This is a genomic window from Pseudocitrobacter sp. 73 (assembly GCF_008369545.1).
In the GTDB taxonomy this organism is placed as follows: Bacteria; Pseudomonadota; Gammaproteobacteria; order Enterobacterales; family Enterobacteriaceae; genus Pseudocitrobacter; species Pseudocitrobacter vendiensis.
Genome location: NZ_VTZO01000010.1, coordinates 174,756 through 188,865, shown reverse-complemented (window position 1 = coordinate 188,865; position 14,110 = coordinate 174,756). Strand labels below are relative to the sequence as shown.

Annotated in this window: 14 protein-coding genes; 8 read left to right on the top strand and 6 right to left on the bottom strand. The window is 52.2% G+C overall.

The features are described 5' to 3' along the window. The first annotated feature begins 1 nt into the window (after nucleotide 1). Nucleotides 2–1,117: an oligogalacturonate lyase family protein gene (locus F0Q32_RS12645; protein ID WP_149463344.1), complete on the top strand. Its 1,116-nt coding sequence runs from the start codon at nucleotides 2–4 to the stop codon at nucleotides 1,115–1,117. A gap of 207 nt (nucleotides 1,118–1,324) precedes the next feature. Here the strand turns inward: F0Q32_RS12645 and F0Q32_RS12640 are convergent, their stop codons facing one another. The 3 genes from F0Q32_RS12640 to kduI all read right to left on the bottom strand — a co-directional run bounded on the left by F0Q32_RS12640 (nucleotide 1,325) and on the right by kduI (nucleotide 4,716). Next, complete coding sequence (locus F0Q32_RS12640; protein ID WP_149463343.1) at nucleotides 1,325–2,743, bottom strand: sugar porter family MFS transporter; 1,419 nt, start codon at nucleotides 2,741–2,743, stop codon at nucleotides 1,325–1,327. 312 nt (nucleotides 2,744–3,055) lie between these two features. Continuing rightward, entirely contained in the window at nucleotides 3,056–3,817 is a 762-nt protein-coding gene (gene kduD, locus F0Q32_RS12635) for a 2-dehydro-3-deoxy-D-gluconate 5-dehydrogenase KduD (RefSeq protein ID WP_149463342.1), read from the bottom strand. Between the two features lie 62 nt (nucleotides 3,818–3,879). Beyond that, nucleotides 3,880–4,716 carry a 5-dehydro-4-deoxy-D-glucuronate isomerase gene (gene kduI / locus F0Q32_RS12630; protein WP_149463341.1) on the bottom strand — a complete coding sequence of 279 codons (837 nt, stop codon included), beginning with the start codon at nucleotides 4,714–4,716 and terminating at the stop codon, nucleotides 3,880–3,882. Between the two features lie 461 nt (nucleotides 4,717–5,177). Between kduI and F0Q32_RS12625 the strand changes: the two genes are divergently transcribed. After that, complete coding sequence (locus F0Q32_RS12625; RefSeq protein ID WP_149463340.1) at nucleotides 5,178–6,353, top strand: oligogalacturonate lyase family protein; 1,176 nt, start codon at nucleotides 5,178–5,180, stop codon at nucleotides 6,351–6,353. A gap of 168 nt (nucleotides 6,354–6,521) precedes the next feature. Here the strand turns inward: F0Q32_RS12625 and F0Q32_RS12620 are convergent, their stop codons facing one another. The 3 genes from F0Q32_RS12620 to F0Q32_RS12610 form a co-directional block, all read right to left on the bottom strand. Next, nucleotides 6,522–7,217: an oligogalacturonate-specific porin KdgM family protein gene (locus tag F0Q32_RS12620; protein WP_149463339.1), complete on the bottom strand. Its 696-nt coding sequence runs from the start codon at nucleotides 7,215–7,217 to the stop codon at nucleotides 6,522–6,524. 487 nt (nucleotides 7,218–7,704) lie between these two features. Continuing rightward, on the bottom strand, nucleotides 7,705–8,898 hold the full coding sequence (locus F0Q32_RS12615; protein ID WP_149463338.1) for an acetyl-CoA C-acetyltransferase: 1,194 nt from the start codon (nucleotides 8,896–8,898) through the stop codon (nucleotides 7,705–7,707). A gap of 100 nt (nucleotides 8,899–8,998) precedes the next feature. Continuing rightward, nucleotides 8,999–9,868 (bottom strand): LysR family transcriptional regulator, encoded by an 870-nt coding sequence (locus tag F0Q32_RS12610; protein WP_149463337.1) that lies wholly within the window; start codon nucleotides 9,866–9,868, stop codon nucleotides 8,999–9,001. 95 nt (nucleotides 9,869–9,963) lie between these two features. Between F0Q32_RS12610 and F0Q32_RS12605 the strand changes: the two genes are divergently transcribed. The 6 genes from F0Q32_RS12605 (at nucleotide 9,964) to F0Q32_RS12580 (ending at nucleotide 14,104) form a co-directional block, all read left to right on the top strand. Beyond that, nucleotides 9,964–10,428 (top strand): multidrug/biocide efflux PACE transporter, encoded by a 465-nt coding sequence (locus F0Q32_RS12605; RefSeq protein WP_149463336.1) that lies wholly within the window; start codon nucleotides 9,964–9,966, stop codon nucleotides 10,426–10,428. 189 nt (nucleotides 10,429–10,617) lie between these two features. Next, on the top strand, nucleotides 10,618–11,847 hold the full coding sequence (locus tag F0Q32_RS12600; protein WP_149463335.1) for an amino acid permease: 1,230 nt from the start codon (nucleotides 10,618–10,620) through the stop codon (nucleotides 11,845–11,847). Between the two features lie 221 nt (nucleotides 11,848–12,068). Continuing rightward, nucleotides 12,069–12,791 carry a beta-ketoacyl synthase chain length factor gene (locus F0Q32_RS12595; protein ID WP_149463334.1) on the top strand — a complete coding sequence of 241 codons (723 nt, stop codon included), beginning with the start codon at nucleotides 12,069–12,071 and terminating at the stop codon, nucleotides 12,789–12,791. Continuing rightward, nucleotides 12,770–13,558 carry a lysophospholipid acyltransferase family protein gene (locus F0Q32_RS12590; RefSeq protein ID WP_370516881.1) on the top strand — a complete coding sequence of 263 codons (789 nt, stop codon included), beginning with the start codon at nucleotides 12,770–12,772 and terminating at the stop codon, nucleotides 13,556–13,558. Before F0Q32_RS12595 ends, F0Q32_RS12590 begins: the two co-directional genes overlap by 22 nt. Nucleotides 13,559–13,582: 24 nt before the next feature. Continuing rightward, nucleotides 13,583–13,840: a phosphopantetheine-binding protein gene (locus F0Q32_RS12585; protein WP_015963163.1), complete on the top strand. Its 258-nt coding sequence runs from the start codon at nucleotides 13,583–13,585 to the stop codon at nucleotides 13,838–13,840. Nucleotides 13,841–13,852: 12 nt separating this feature from the next. Then, nucleotides 13,853–14,104 carry an acyl carrier protein gene (locus F0Q32_RS12580; RefSeq protein WP_015963162.1) on the top strand — a complete coding sequence of 84 codons (252 nt, stop codon included), beginning with the start codon at nucleotides 13,853–13,855 and terminating at the stop codon, nucleotides 14,102–14,104. Nucleotides 14,105–14,110: the final 6 nt, after the last annotated feature.

Here is a 14,110-nt window from a genome sequence, read left to right as displayed (position 1 = left end):
AATGAAAGGTAAAATTATCCCGCTAAATTTCCGTTCACAGCCGGACCCCGAAACGGGGCATGAGGTTATTCGCCTGACGCCGCCGCATATTATTTGTCACCGTAACTACTTCTATCAGAAGTGTTTTACGCGCGATGGCAAAAAACTCATTTTTGGCGGCGCGTTTGAAGGGCACTGGAATTACTACCTGTTGGATCTTGAAGCGCAGCACGCTACGCAATTGACGGACGGCGAAGGCGATAACACCTTTGGGGGGTTCCTCTCCGCAGACGATCAATCGCTGTGGTATGTGAAAAACAATCGCCAGTTAAGGCGTGTGGATCTCGATTCGCGGGAAGAGCACGTGATTTACGAAGTGGATGAAGCATGGGTGGCCTATGGCACCTGGGTCGCCAACAGCGACTGTACCCAGTTGGTCGGTATCGAAATCAAAAAAAACGACTGGCAGCCGCTGACCGACTGGAGCAAATTTCGCGATTTCTACTTTACGCAGCCGGAGTGCCGTCTGATAAACATCGACCTGAAAACGGGCGCACAGCGCACTATTTTGCAGGAGAAGCGCTGGCTGGGGCATCCGATTTACCGCCCGTTTGATAATAATACGGTGGCGTTCTGCCACGAAGGCCCGCGCGATGCAATCGATGCACGTATGTGGCTAGTCAATGCCGACGGCAGTAACCTGCGCAAGGTTCGCCAGCATCAGCCTGGTGAAAGTTTTACCCATGAATTCTGGGTGCCAAATGGAACTGCGCTTTATTACGTGGCGCATCAGGACAATTCTCCGCAGCGCTATTTATATCGCGCCGACCCGATAACGTTTGAGAATACGCTACTGATGGCGATCCCGCCCTGCTCTCACCTGATGAGTAATCATGACGGATCGCTCATTGTGGGCGACGGTGCACCGCATAATGGTAGCAACGATCCGTTTATCTGGGTATTTGATATTCACAGCGGGGAGCAGAAAGCGGTGTGTCAGCATAACAGTAGCTGGAAGGTGCTGGACGGTGACCGCCAGGTGACACATCCGCATCCTTCGTTTTCACCGGATAATCAATGGGTGCTGTATACGTCGGATGTTGAGGGGATGCCGGCGCTGTATTTGGCAAAGGTGTAAACCCTCACCCTAACCCTCTCCCTCAGGGAGAGGGGACCGACGGTGCACAATTGTTACTTCTCCCTCAGGGAGAGGGGACCGACGGTGCACAATTGTTACTTCTCCCTCAGGGAGAGGGGACTGACGGTGCACAATTGTTACTTCTCCCTCTCCCCGTGGGAGAGGGCCGGGGTGAGGGCATCAGCGCGCACACACCCCAACTGTCCTTCACACCCCAATATTTCGCAGCTTCTCTCCTGCCATCAGTTTGCGTTCGATATGTTCCAGCGTGACATTTTTGGTTTCCGGTATCAGCCAGAACGTAATGCCGATAAACGCAATATTCAACCCGGTATAGAGCCAGAACGTGCCTGCCGCGCCAATGCTATCGAGCAGCGTCAGGAAGGTTGCGCCGATAATCATATTGGAAACCCAGTTGGTGGTGGTGGAACAGGTGATACCAAAGTCGCGGCATTTCAGCGGCTGAATTTCAGAACACAGGATCCACACCACCGGCGCGGCACTCATCGCATAGCCAGCGATGCACATCATGGTCATGCCAACCGACAGCCATGAAAGCCCGCTCCCCGCCGTGCCGTTATCGAACTGCATCAGGCAGTAGCCCAGCACCAGCGTACCCAGCGCCATCACGCTAAAACCAATCTTCAGCGCCGGTTTACGCCCGGCTTTATCCACCATAAAGATGGCGATAAAGGTCGCGAACATAAAGGTCAACCCGACGACCAGCGTCGCCAGCATCTGCTGTTCCGTGGTGGTGAAACCCGCCATTTTGAAGATGCGCGGTGCGTAATACATGATGATGTTCATCCCGGTAAACTGCTGCATCGCCTGCAATAGCATACCGAGGAACACCGCGCGGCGTACGTTGCGGTTAGCTTTAAACAGCTTCCAGCCGCCCTGCTTCAGCTTCAGGCTTTCGCGAATTTCATTCAGCTCTTCGCGCGCTTTTTCAGAGGTATCGCGCAGCATCCGCAACACTTCTTCTGCTTCGATATGCCGCCCTTTCTCCGCCAGCCAGCGCGGGCTGTTCGGCAGGAAGACCACCAGCACAATCAGGATCACCGCTGGCAACGCCAGCACGCCAAGCATCGCGCGCCAGTTACCGGTGTAGCTGAATGCGGTATCCGAGAGGAACGCCAGCACAATGCCCAGCGTAACCATCAACTGATACATGCTGATCATCTTACCGCGCACGTTTTCGCTCGCCATTTCAGAGAGATAAAGCGGTGCAGTGTAAGACGCAATCCCCACCGCGACGCCCAACAGCACACGCGCCGCAATCAGAATTTCCACGCTGCTGGCCAGCGCAGAACCCAGCGAGCCCAGCACGAACAGCACCGCCGCGGCCATCAGGCTGTATTTACGCCCCAGGCGGAAAGAGAGCCAACCGTTAAACAACGCACCCAGCGCCGCGCCGAGCATCATGCTGCTGACCACCCACTCCTGCAAACGGCTGCTCAGGGCAAAATGGTCGGTGATAAAGGGTAGCGCTCCGGCAATCACCCCAATATCTAAACCAAACAACAGACCGGCAACCGCCGCAGAAACGGAGACAAACAGATTCATTCGCCGCGTATCGCGCAGCGAGCGTGGAGACACAACTGAATCACTATTTAAGGTAACCATCTTTTCCTGCCTGCACTGTATAAAACATTCCCTGAACATACGGGATTTCTATGGAAATACGTCAGGCGGTTCATCGCGTAGATATGGATTAAATAGCTGGGCATATCGGTTATGTGATGGACATTACAATTTTAAAAATGAGACACATTGAATCAATTATTTTTAATTAACTGTTTTTGAACAAATTTATTATTATTAATTTCATTAAAGCAATAATCACATGGATAAATCAATTTTTACGATATGGATCTATGCCATTAACAGGCAAAAAAAACCCTGCCGCGAAGCAGGGTTATTACCACCAGCCAGAAATTAGCGAGCCAGCCAGCCGCCATCGACTGCAACGGTATAGCCGTTGATGTAGTCAGACGCCGGAGAAGCCAGGAAAACAATCGGCCCCATCAGATCGCTCGGCAGACCCCAACGACCCGCCGGGATACGGTCGAGGATCGCCGCACTACGCTCTTCATCTGCACGCAGTTGCTGGGTATTGTTGGTCGCCATGTAGCCCGGAGCAATGGCGTTCACGTTAATACCGTGTTTCGCCCACTCGTTAGCCATCAGGCGAGTGACGCCCATTACGCCGCTTTTCGATGCGGTGTAAGACGGCACGCGGATCCCGCCCTGGAAGGAGAGCATAGACGCGATATTGATAATTTTGCCGCCTTTGCCCTGCGCGATGAAGTGTTTCGCCGCTGCCTGAGACATAAAGAACACACTCTTAATGTTCAGGTTCATCACGTCGTCCCAGTCTTTTTCGCTGAAGTCGATAGCGTCTTCACGGCGAATCAGACCGGCGTTGTTTACGAGGATATCGATATGACCGAATTCCGCAACGGCACGATCAAGCAGCGCAGGAATGCCGTCAATAGAACGCAGATCGGCAGTCAGGCTCAGGAAGCGACGACCCAGCGCGGTGACGCGCTCGATGGTCTCAGCTGGCTCAACAATGTTGATACCCACGATGTCGCAGCCCGCTTCCGCCAGGCCAACAGCCATACCCTGACCCAGGCCGGTATCACAACCGGTGACAACCGCTACTTTACCCTGCAAAGAGAATGCATCTAAAATCATGTTAAATTCCTTATTGATTGCGCCTGTTCGCGACAGGCATTGTTTCTTTTGCTGCCCGCGACTTAGCGCAGATCCTTAACCGCCACGTGATCCATGTCATCGAAGACCTGGTTCTCGCCAACCATTCCCCAGATGAAGGTATACGCTTTGGTGCCCACACCAGAGTGAATAGACCAGCTCGGCGAAATCACTGCCTGTTCGTTATGCATCACGATGTGACGCGTTTCCTGCGGTTGTCCCATCATGTGGAACACGCAGGCGTCTTCATCCATATTGAAGTAGAAGTACACTTCCATACGGCGCTCGTGGGTGTGGCACGGCATGGTGTTCCACAGATTTCCCGGCGCGAGTTCAGTCAGCCCCATGCTAAGCTGGCAGGTTTCCAGCACATCAGGCACAAAGTATTTATTGATGGTGCGACGGTTGCTGGTGAGGTTATCGCCCAGCGTGACCGGAGAAACGTCATCCGGCGTGACTTTTTTGGTCGGATAAGTGGTGTGGGCCGGTGCGCAGTTATAGTAGAACTTCGCCGGTTTCGTCGTATCGACGCTGGCGAAGACCACTTCTTTTGCCCCTTTCCCGACATACAGCGCGTCGCGGTGGCCGATTTCATAACATTTACCGTCAACGGTAATGGTGCCTGCGCCGCCGATGTTAATCACGCCGAGCTCGCGACGTTCCAGGAAGTAGCTTACGCCCAGTTGTTTGCCCACTTCACCGCCCACGGAAACGGTTTTCGCCACCGGCATAATGCCGCCGACAATGATGCGGTCGATGTGGCTGTACACCATGGTGTACTCATCCGCGACAAAGACGTGCTCAACGAGAAATTCGTTGCGCAGGCCCTGCGTATCCAGCGTTTTTGCATGTTCACTATGAATGCTTTGTCTTACGTCCACCGAATGCCTCCAGAAAATCTGTTGTTCTTTATTAAGGGACCTGAAACAGGGTTCCGCTTTGTCAATGAGGTCATCTTATCGCTGATGAAATGGGTTTTCAATTAAAATTAAAACGTTGTTTCACTTTTTCTGCGTGATATTACTGAAAATGCAGAAGGGATCACGAATATGCCTCTCCTTATCACCCGCGATTAAATAAAGCCTTTGTAATTCAGTAAAATAGAAACATTAAGAATTAGCTGAAATGTGAGAAATATCCGTCAGAAAACAAAGTTCATTTATGGAGACATCGTGTTGGGCAACGTCCTCTGGATTGAATTTACTGCCTTTTCGTACAAAATGCGCTCATCATCACAAACAATGAAACAATGTTTTGATAAATTATCACTACATTTTTAAAACGACATCCACATCGGCCGGTGAGCGTTACGCCACCATTGCTTGAGAAAAAGGAGTGCAACATGGCTAAAGGTATGCGGGTAAAACTGAACTATGAGGTCAGCCGCGATCCAGACACAGGCGCGGAAGTCACCCGCTTAACCCCACCAGACGTCACCTGTCATCGTAACTACTTCTATCAGAAGTGCTTTTTCAATGATGGCAGCCATCTTCTTTTCGCGGGTGAATTCGACGGCCACTGGAACTACTACCTGCTGGATGTCGCCAATGCAGAAGCAGTGCAATTAACGGAAGGTGAAGGCGATAACACCTTCGGTGGTTTTCTCTCGCCGGATGACAAATCGCTCTATTACGTGAAAAACGATCGCACCCTGCTGGAAGTTAACCTGAAAACGTTGGTGGAACGGGAAGTGTATCGCGTGCCGGACGAATGGGTCGGCTACGGTACCTGGGTTTCCAACAGCGACTGCACCAAACTGGTGGGCATTGAGATTGCCAAAAGTGACTGGACGCCGCTCAACAGCTGGCAGCTGTTCCACGACTTCTTCCATAAAGGGCCACACTGCCGCCTGCTGCGCGTTGACCTGCAAACCGGTGAAAGCTCGGTTATTCACGAAGAAAAAAACTGGCTCGGTCACCCCATTTACCGCCCGTTTGACGATAATACCGTCGCGTTCTGCCACGAAGGCCCGCACGATTTAGTCGATGCCCGTATGTGGCTGGTTAACGAAGACGGCAGCAATGTGCGCAAAGTCAAAGAGCATGCGGAAGGCGAAAGCTGCACCCATGAATTCTGGGTACCAAACGGCTCAGCGCTGGTGTATGTCTCTTATCTGAAGGGCAAGCAGGGTCGAACGATTTATCGTTACAACCCGGACACCGGGGTTAACGAAGCGCTGATGCAGATGCCGGCCTGTTCGCATCTGATGAGCAACTTTGACGGTACGCTGCTGGTCGGTGATGGTTCCGGTACACCGGTCGATGTGAAAGACACCAGCGGCTACACCATCGACAACGATCCCTATTTATACGGTTTCGACGTGGCGAAAAAAGCGTACTTCCGCATCGCGCGTCACGACACCTCCTGGGCGACGGTACAAAACAGTCGCCAGGTCACGCATCCACACCCTTCTTTCCTGCCACACGATGGCGCGGTGCTGTTCAGCTCCGATAAAGACGGCAAACCGGCGCTTTATATCGCCAAATTACCGACGCAGCGTGATTTCATTCAGGCCTGAATGGCTGAATATAAAGTATGAGTGACTGAGTGTTTGATGTAGTGTTTCTGTAACTGGCCTTGCCCTCCTTTATGGAGGGCCTTTTTTTGTCTGCCATTTATATTAGAAAAAAGAAAACAGAAAAACCCGGCTAACTACGCCGGGTTAATAACGAGGTGGAAGAATTAATTAGAAGGTGTACGCCACACCGACACGGAAACGCGTCTGGCGATCGCTACGGTCATTCACACCCACGTTACCCACTTCGCCATACGGTGCCCAGTTTTTATCCCAACGATAAGCCAGCTTAACGTTATATTCCTGAGAATATGGTTTGTTATTATTACGCGCGGTACCTTCGCTGCTGCGCGCATAAACATAGTTCAGCTCGGTACGCCAGTCGCCGAACACATAACCCGCCCAGGCATCGCCACGGTTAACTTTGTCATCGTCTTTACCGGCATTTGAAGGATAGCGTGTGTAATCATAACGATAACGTGCGGCGACATAAAAACCGCTGTCGAAGCTGTACTGAACACGCAGGTTCGGTTTATAAATTGAGCGGCTATCATTACTCTCAATATTGAACCCCGGCGTTACCGAGAAATTCTTATTGGCTTTCCACTGCCAGCTAATCGATTCTTCATGACCATTACCGATAAAATCCGCATACGGCTTATCGGTATTATCACCACCCGACTTCCACTTTGCTTCAACAGAGAAACCAAAGCCATTTGCAAATCGATGAGAAACAGAAACGCGGTCAGCGTTAGATTTATCTGTTTTACCACCATCAATGAATTCATGACGTAAATCGACAGTTACCGCTGATGCAGCAAAAGATGCTCCACACAATACAGCCAGGGCCAGAGTTTTTTTAAACATTTGCCATCCCTCAATTGAAATCATGTTTCGTTTTTATGGAATTGCATTTTATTTTTTTAACCCATGTGTTTTAGTGATCAGGATCGTAATTATTTGTTTCAAAAAATACGGCACGAAATGGCGTGATCGGCTTCAATAAAAAAATATCAAAACACCATAAATATGAGATATAAGTCACATGTAATTCATTTTTTACACATAATCTGCTAAAACACACCTTTTAAATAAACAATAAAAATCAACAAGTTATGAATGCAGTAAAAAATAAAATAACCAGGGTTATTTTATTTCATCAAATAATAAGGATTTTATTAATGTGCTTTTTATAGAATTTACGCAACGCAAAACATTACAAACGACGACAAAAGTGTAAGCAAAACGCTTTTCGTTACGTCATTTGTATTAGCGTTAATAGTGAGGAGGATAAAGAGGGATTAACTCAGGGTAATCTTAACGCTACCGGGGATTTTAGTAGCGTTGTAAGAGATTATGCAGCAGGCAAATCACGTTCCACGGCCAGCGCCACGCCCTGACCGCCGCCAATACACAGCGTCGCCAGGCCTTTGCGGGCATCGCGTTTTATCATTTCGTGAACCAGAGAAACCAGAATACGGCAGCCGGAAGCGCCAATAGGATGACCCAGGGCGATAGCGCCGCCATTTACATTCACTTTTTGCTCATCCCACTCCAGCATCTTGCCGACAGAAATCGCCTGCGCGGCAAACGCTTCGTTAGCTTCGATAAGATCAACATCGTTCAGTTGCCAGCCCGCACGCTCCAGGCAACGGCGGGTGGCGTACACCGGAGCAATCCCCATCAGTGCGGGATCGACACCGACGCTTGCAAACGCTCGGATGCGCGCCAGGATCGGTAAATTCAGCTCCAGCGCTTTGCTTTCGCTCATCATTAACACCGCCGCAGCGCCATCGTTGATCGACGACGCATTCCCGGCGGTGACGGAACCCAGTTGATCGAATGCCGGTGAAAGCCGCGCCAGACCTTCCGCACTGGGATCGGTTTGCGGCTGTTCATCGGTTTCGACGCGCAGGGTTTCACCGTTAGGCTGCGCATTCACTACCGGGACGATTTCAGCACGAAAGCGCCCGGAATCAATCGCCTTGCGTGCCTTATGCTGGGAACTTAGCGCCCATGCATCCTGTTGTTCACGGCTGATGCCATACTCGCGAGCCAGATTCTCCGCCGTCACGCCCATATGATAATCGTTAAACGCGTCCCACAATCCGTCGTGCACCAGACTATCAATCAACTGGCTGTTACCCAGTTGCGCGCCGGTGCGGCTGTCGGTCAAAACGTGTGGCGCACGGCTCATGTTCTCCTGTCCGCCCGCAATCACCACATCCGCCTCACCGCACTGGATGGCCTGCGTCGCCAGATGCAGCGCTTTCAGACCCGAGCCGCAGACGTCATTGATGGTGATGGCTGAAACGGTATTGGGCAGGCCGCCTTTGATCGCCGATTGCCGGGCAGGGTTTTGCCCGGTGCCCGCCGTCAGCACCTGACCGATAATCACTTCATCAATAACATGCGGCTCAATCCCGCTGCGTTCGACCAGCGCATTGATCACCAGGCTGCCCAGTTCGACAGCCGAATGGCGGGAGAGCGCCCCCTGAAAGCAGCCGATGGGTGTACGGACTGCACCTACGATAACGACATCTTTCATCTCTACCTCAGCGCAAAATAACCCGGCTATAGTAGATTATTGTTATCAACATTTATCGTAATTGTTTAAAAAAAGTGAGATTTATCACAAAGGTTTTCCATCAGGCTGACACCTGTTGCAGATACGCTTTGACCCAGCTTCCGGCCGCGCCCGGCGGCGCGCTTTTGTTCCACAGCAAATCGATGGAGACAGCAATCGGCCAGCCAGGAAGTGTCAGCATCGTTAACGGTGCGGAGCAGGAAAACTCCTCCACCAGCGCACAGGGCAGCACGCACCAGCCGAATCCCTGTGCGGCCATACTCATTAACATCAGATAGTTAGGTGCAGACCACACCGGCCCACGCGCAGGCGTGGGGCGATTTTCAAGATAGGTATTCAGCCGCAGTTCGCGCCAGGTATGCAGTTGATCCCACTCGACGCTGGGCTGTGCGGTTAAAGGATGATCGAGGGAAACGTAAATCGCCATATGCGTCTGCATCGGCAGGCGCGTGTGGCCAATATCGGTAGGATAACTTTCGCGCGCCTCAATCAGCCCCACCTGCGCGCGCCCTTTTTGCAGCAAATCGATAACATCGTCATTTTCGCCCACCAGACATTCGAACTCCGTGTGCGGGAAACGACGATCGAACTGCACCATTAAATCCTCCAGCACATCCGGATGGAGCGTATCAGACAACACAAATGCCAGCCGCGCTTCCGTTTCGCTGCTCAGGGCCACCGCCAGCTCATCCAGTCGCTCGCTGGCGGCCAGAATCGCCTGCACGTAACTCAGCACACGCTGGCCTTCAGCCGTCAGCACCGGCTGGCGTGATGTGCGATCGAACAGCGTCACACCGAGATCGGCCTCAAGGTTGGCAATGGCGGTGCTGATGGTGGACTGGCTTTTTCGTAAGCGCCGCGCGGCCGCAGAGAACGAACCGCTGTCCACGGTTTCTACAAATGCGGTAAGAGCTTCGGGAGAATAGCGCATAACCTATCTACTTTATCGATGGAATCTATCTTTTACTTATCATATTAATCCATAAAATGCCTAGCAATACAGGTCACAAATTGAGGTCATATACCATGCAACACGACAACCTTCACCGCAGAAAGCTGCCGGAACGCATTTTCCACGCCGTGTGCTTTGAGGGCATCGCCACGGCGATCCTCGCCCCAACCGCCGCGTACCTGATGCAACGTTCGGTGCTTGAAATGGGTGGGTTAACCATCATTCTCGCCACCACGGCGATGGTGTGGAACATCATTTATAACGCCATTTTTGACCGCCTGTGGCCGGTGACGCGCGTTACCCGTACGGCAAAAATCCGCGCCTTCCACGCGCTGGGATTTGAGTGTGGCTTTATTGTGATTGGCGTGAGCATTGTGGCGGCGGTGCTGGGCGTGACGCTGATGCAGGCACTCACGCTGGAGATTGGTTTCTTCCTGTTCTTCCTGCCGTACACCATGCTCTATAACTGGGTGTACGACATGCTGCGCGAGCGCGTAATGAAGCGCCGTGTGCAACGGGCGTTGGATTGTGCGCGCTGATGCCCTCACCCCGGCCCTCTCCCACAGGGAGAGGGTGAGTTACGTATGTGCACAATCTGTCCCCTCTCCCTCTGGGAGAGGGTTAGGGTGAGGGATAAAAACACTCAATAGTATTCATAACCACCACGAATCATAATTATGGTAAATTACGCTCCATTTTGTATGTTCCATGGTTATTAAATTCGCACAATGTCTAAAATTTGGTCAAAAGAAGAGACGCTCTGGAGCTTTGCCCTGTACGGCACGGCTGTAGGCGCCGGTACGCTGTTCCTGCCGATCCAGTTAGGGTCCGCAGGGGCAGTGGTACTGTTTGTTACCGCGCTGGTCGCGTGGCCGTTGACGTACTGGCCCCATCGCGCCCTGTGTCAGTTTATCCTCTCCTCCAACACCCCAGCGGGTGTCGGGATAACCGGCGCAGTCACCCACTACTACGGCAGGAAAATTGGCAACCTCATCACCTCGCTCTATTTCCTGGCGTTCTTTGTGGTGATTCTGATTTACGCCGTTGCCATCACCAACTCCATCACCGAACAGATAGCCAAGCATATGCCGGTCGATCTTACGCTACGCGTGCTGGTGAGTTTCGGCGTGGTATTGCTGCTGAACGTGATTTTCCTTGCCGGTCGCCAGGCCACCATCAAAGTGATGGGCTTCCTGGTGTTCCCGCTGATCGCCTACTTCCTGTTTTTATCAATCTACCTGACAGGCAGCTGGCAGCCCGCACTACTCACCGGGCAAATGGAAGTGACGCCGCACACGCTGCATCAGGTGTGGTTATCCATTCCTGTGATGGTTTTTGCTTTTAGCCATACGCCGATTATCTCTACCTTTGCCATTGATCGCAGAGAGAAATATGGCGAGCTTGCGATGGGTAAATGCAAAAAAATCATGAAGGTCGCGTATCTGATTATCTGCCTGAGCGTGCTGTTCTTTGTCTTCAGTTGCCTGCTCTCTATTCCGGTTGATTACATCAATACCGCCAAAGATCAGGGCGTGACGATTCTGTCAGCACTGTCAATGATGCCCAATTCGCCAAACTGGCTGTCCGTATCCGGTATTATTGTGGCGATTGTGGCGATGTCGAAATCGTTCCTTGGCACTTACTTTGGCGTGATTGAAGGCGCGAGCGAGATGGTTAAGGCGTCGCTGAATCAGGTTGGCGTGCGCAAAAGCCGTTCGTTTAACCGCATGATGTCGATTCTGCTGGTCTCGACGCTGACCTTCATCGTGTGCTGCATCAACCCGAACGCCATTTCGATGATCTACGCGATAAGCGGCCCGCTGATTGCCATGATTCTGTTTATCATGCCGACGCTTTCTACGTATCTCATCCCGTCGCTGAAGCCATACCGCTCTATCGGCAGCCTGATTACGCTGATTGTGGGTCTGCTCTGCGTCTCCGTGATGTTCCTCGGCTAACGCCGATAACAGGGCAGTTCTGGCTGCCCTGTTATCCTTCCTGAATTCATTCGATGAGCAAAAATCAGTTTGTTCCGCATGACTAAAATGGTTTTTTTTTGTAAAGTCCCCACTATTTTGTAGAAGATAGATAAGAAATACCCTGGACGTTAAAATAACGCGATCGCGGCATTACGCCCGGCGTATTTTAAGTACGTTTCTTTCCCCGCGGACGCGCGTTAATGAAATTAGCATTCAATATCATCGACTGGATCGCCCGAGCGCCTGGACTGGGCGAGGCTGACCAGTGGCTTTCGTGGGCGCAATCGCCTTATGCCATTGACCCTGCCAGCCCGCAGGCGAAACTGGTTGAATTGCCAATGATGACCGCGCGCCGTCTGAGTTCAGGCAGTAAGCTGGCCGTAGAGTGTGGCCTTACTCTGCTGCGTCGCCATGCTATTGATGCCGTGATCTACACCAGTCGCCACGGCGAGCTGGAGCGTAATTACCGTATCCTTAGCGCGCTGGCGAGCGAACAGACCATTTCACCGACCGATTTCGCGATGTCAGTGCATAACGCGGCGGTCGGGAATCTCACCATTGCCGCAAAGCAGGCGATTGTCTCGTCATCGCTCAGCGCCGGGCGCGATACGTTCCTGCAAGGCTTATGTGAGGTGATGTGCCTGCTACAGGCGGGCCACCAGCGTATTTTAATGGTCGATTTTGACGGTACGCTGCCAGATTTTTACCGAGCCTCACTACCCGCCCAGATGCCCACCTGGGCCTTTGCGACAGCGCTGGTGATCGAAGCGGGTACCCAGGTTCAGTGCAACACCGAACCGGGTGGAACGAAAGAAGAGCCTGCGCTGCCGCAAAGCCTGCAATTTTTACAGAATTACCTGGGCCGCAACGCCCATTTCGTCCTTGAAGGCGAACGGTTACGCTGGTGCTGGAGCCGAACATGATCGCCAGGCGCGTCAATCACCTTTGGCGATTACTGATGACCGTACTGTGCTTTGCGCTGTTTGGTCTGGGCGGCCTGCTGTTGTCGCTTTTCTGGTTTAACCTGCTGCTGTTGGTCATGCGCGATGACGATAAACGCCGCCGCCTGGCGCGCCGCAGCATTTCGTCCAGCTTCCGCGCCTTTTTAAGATTTGCCAGCATGACGGGAGTGCTGCGCTATCGCGTGCAGGGCGCCGATATTTTACGTCAGGCGCGCGGTTGCCTGGTGGTAGCGAATCATCCGACGCTGATTGATTATGTACTGCTGGCCTCGGTGATGCCGGAAACAGACTGTCTGGTTAAGAGCGCGCTATTAAAGAACCCGTTTGTCAGTGGTGTGATCCGCGCAGCAGATTACCTGGTAAACAGCGAGGCAGAACGACTGCTGGCCGAAAGCCAGGCCCGTTTGCAGCGCGGCGACACGCTGATTATCTTTCCGGAAGGTACGCGTACCCGTCACGGCGAAACCATGACTCTCCAGCGCGGTGCCGCCAATATCGCGGTACGCTGCGAACGCGATTTACGTCTGGTGAACATACGCTGTAGCGAGCACCTGCTTGATAAGCAGCGTCCGTGGTATCACGTCCCGGAGACGACGCCGCAGTTTGAGGTTATCGTCCGGGAGAAAATCTGTATTAACGACTTTATTACCGTGAATAAGCAAGAACCGGCGCTGGCCGCGCGCGCGCTAAACCGGCATCTTTTACAGAAATTACAATTAATTTGTTAAAACATCATTGTGCAGGAATTAACGATGCAAGAGCTCTATTCTGAGATTAAACATCTCATCATTAACACATTGAATCTGGACGAACTGAGCGTGGACGACATTGATACCGATGCGGCCCTGTTCGGCGACGGTTTAGGCCTGGATTCTATTGATGCGCTCGAGCTGGGGCTGGCGGTAAAAAACCAGTATGGCATTGTGCTTTCTGCTGAAAATGAAGCGATGCGTCAGCATTTCTATTCGGTGGCGACGCTCGCTGCTTTTATTCAATCCCAACGCGCCTGAGGAGATGCCATCATGACCGACCAAACTGCTGTCTATCAGGAAGTCACTTCCCTGCTGGTAAAACTGTTCGAAGTCGACCCGGCGGCCATCACCCCCGAGGCACGTCTGTATGAAGATCTTGAACTCGATAGCATTGATGCCGTTGATATGATCGTCCAGTTGCAGAAGAAGACCGGCAAAAAAATTAAGCCGGAAGAGTTCAAAGCCGTGCGCACCGTGCAGGATGTGGTTGACGCCGTTGAGCGCCTGCTGCGGGAAGCCTGATTTTTC

Excerpts from the sequence above, each read along its gene's own strand:
- F0Q32_RS12645 (WP_149463344.1), top strand. The coding sequence starts at position 2 with ATGAAAGGTAAAATTATCCCGCTAAATTTCCGTTCACAGCCGGACCCC.
- F0Q32_RS12640 (WP_149463343.1), bottom strand. The coding sequence starts at position 2,743 with ATGGTTACCTTAAATAGTGATTCAGTTGTGTCTCCACGCTCGCTGCGC.
- kduD (WP_149463342.1), bottom strand. The coding sequence starts at position 3,817 with ATGATTTTAGATGCATTCTCTTTGCAGGGTAAAGTAGCGGTTGTCACC.
- F0Q32_RS12625 (WP_149463340.1), top strand. The coding sequence starts at position 5,178 with ATGGCTAAAGGTATGCGGGTAAAACTGAACTATGAGGTCAGCCGCGAT.
- F0Q32_RS12620 (WP_149463339.1), bottom strand. The coding sequence starts at position 7,217 with ATGTTTAAAAAAACTCTGGCCCTGGCTGTATTGTGTGGAGCATCTTTT.
- F0Q32_RS12615 (WP_149463338.1), bottom strand. The coding sequence starts at position 8,898 with ATGAAAGATGTCGTTATCGTAGGTGCAGTCCGTACACCCATCGGCTGC.
- F0Q32_RS12610 (WP_149463337.1), bottom strand. The coding sequence starts at position 9,868 with ATGCGCTATTCTCCCGAAGCTCTTACCGCATTTGTAGAAACCGTGGAC.
- F0Q32_RS12605 (WP_149463336.1), top strand. The coding sequence starts at position 9,964 with ATGCAACACGACAACCTTCACCGCAGAAAGCTGCCGGAACGCATTTTC.
- F0Q32_RS12600 (WP_149463335.1), top strand. The coding sequence starts at position 10,618 with ATGTCTAAAATTTGGTCAAAAGAAGAGACGCTCTGGAGCTTTGCCCTG.
- F0Q32_RS12595 (WP_149463334.1), top strand. The coding sequence starts at position 12,069 with ATGAAATTAGCATTCAATATCATCGACTGGATCGCCCGAGCGCCTGGA.
- F0Q32_RS12585 (WP_015963163.1), top strand. The coding sequence starts at position 13,583 with ATGCAAGAGCTCTATTCTGAGATTAAACATCTCATCATTAACACATTG.
- F0Q32_RS12580 (WP_015963162.1), top strand. The coding sequence starts at position 13,853 with ATGACCGACCAAACTGCTGTCTATCAGGAAGTCACTTCCCTGCTGGTA.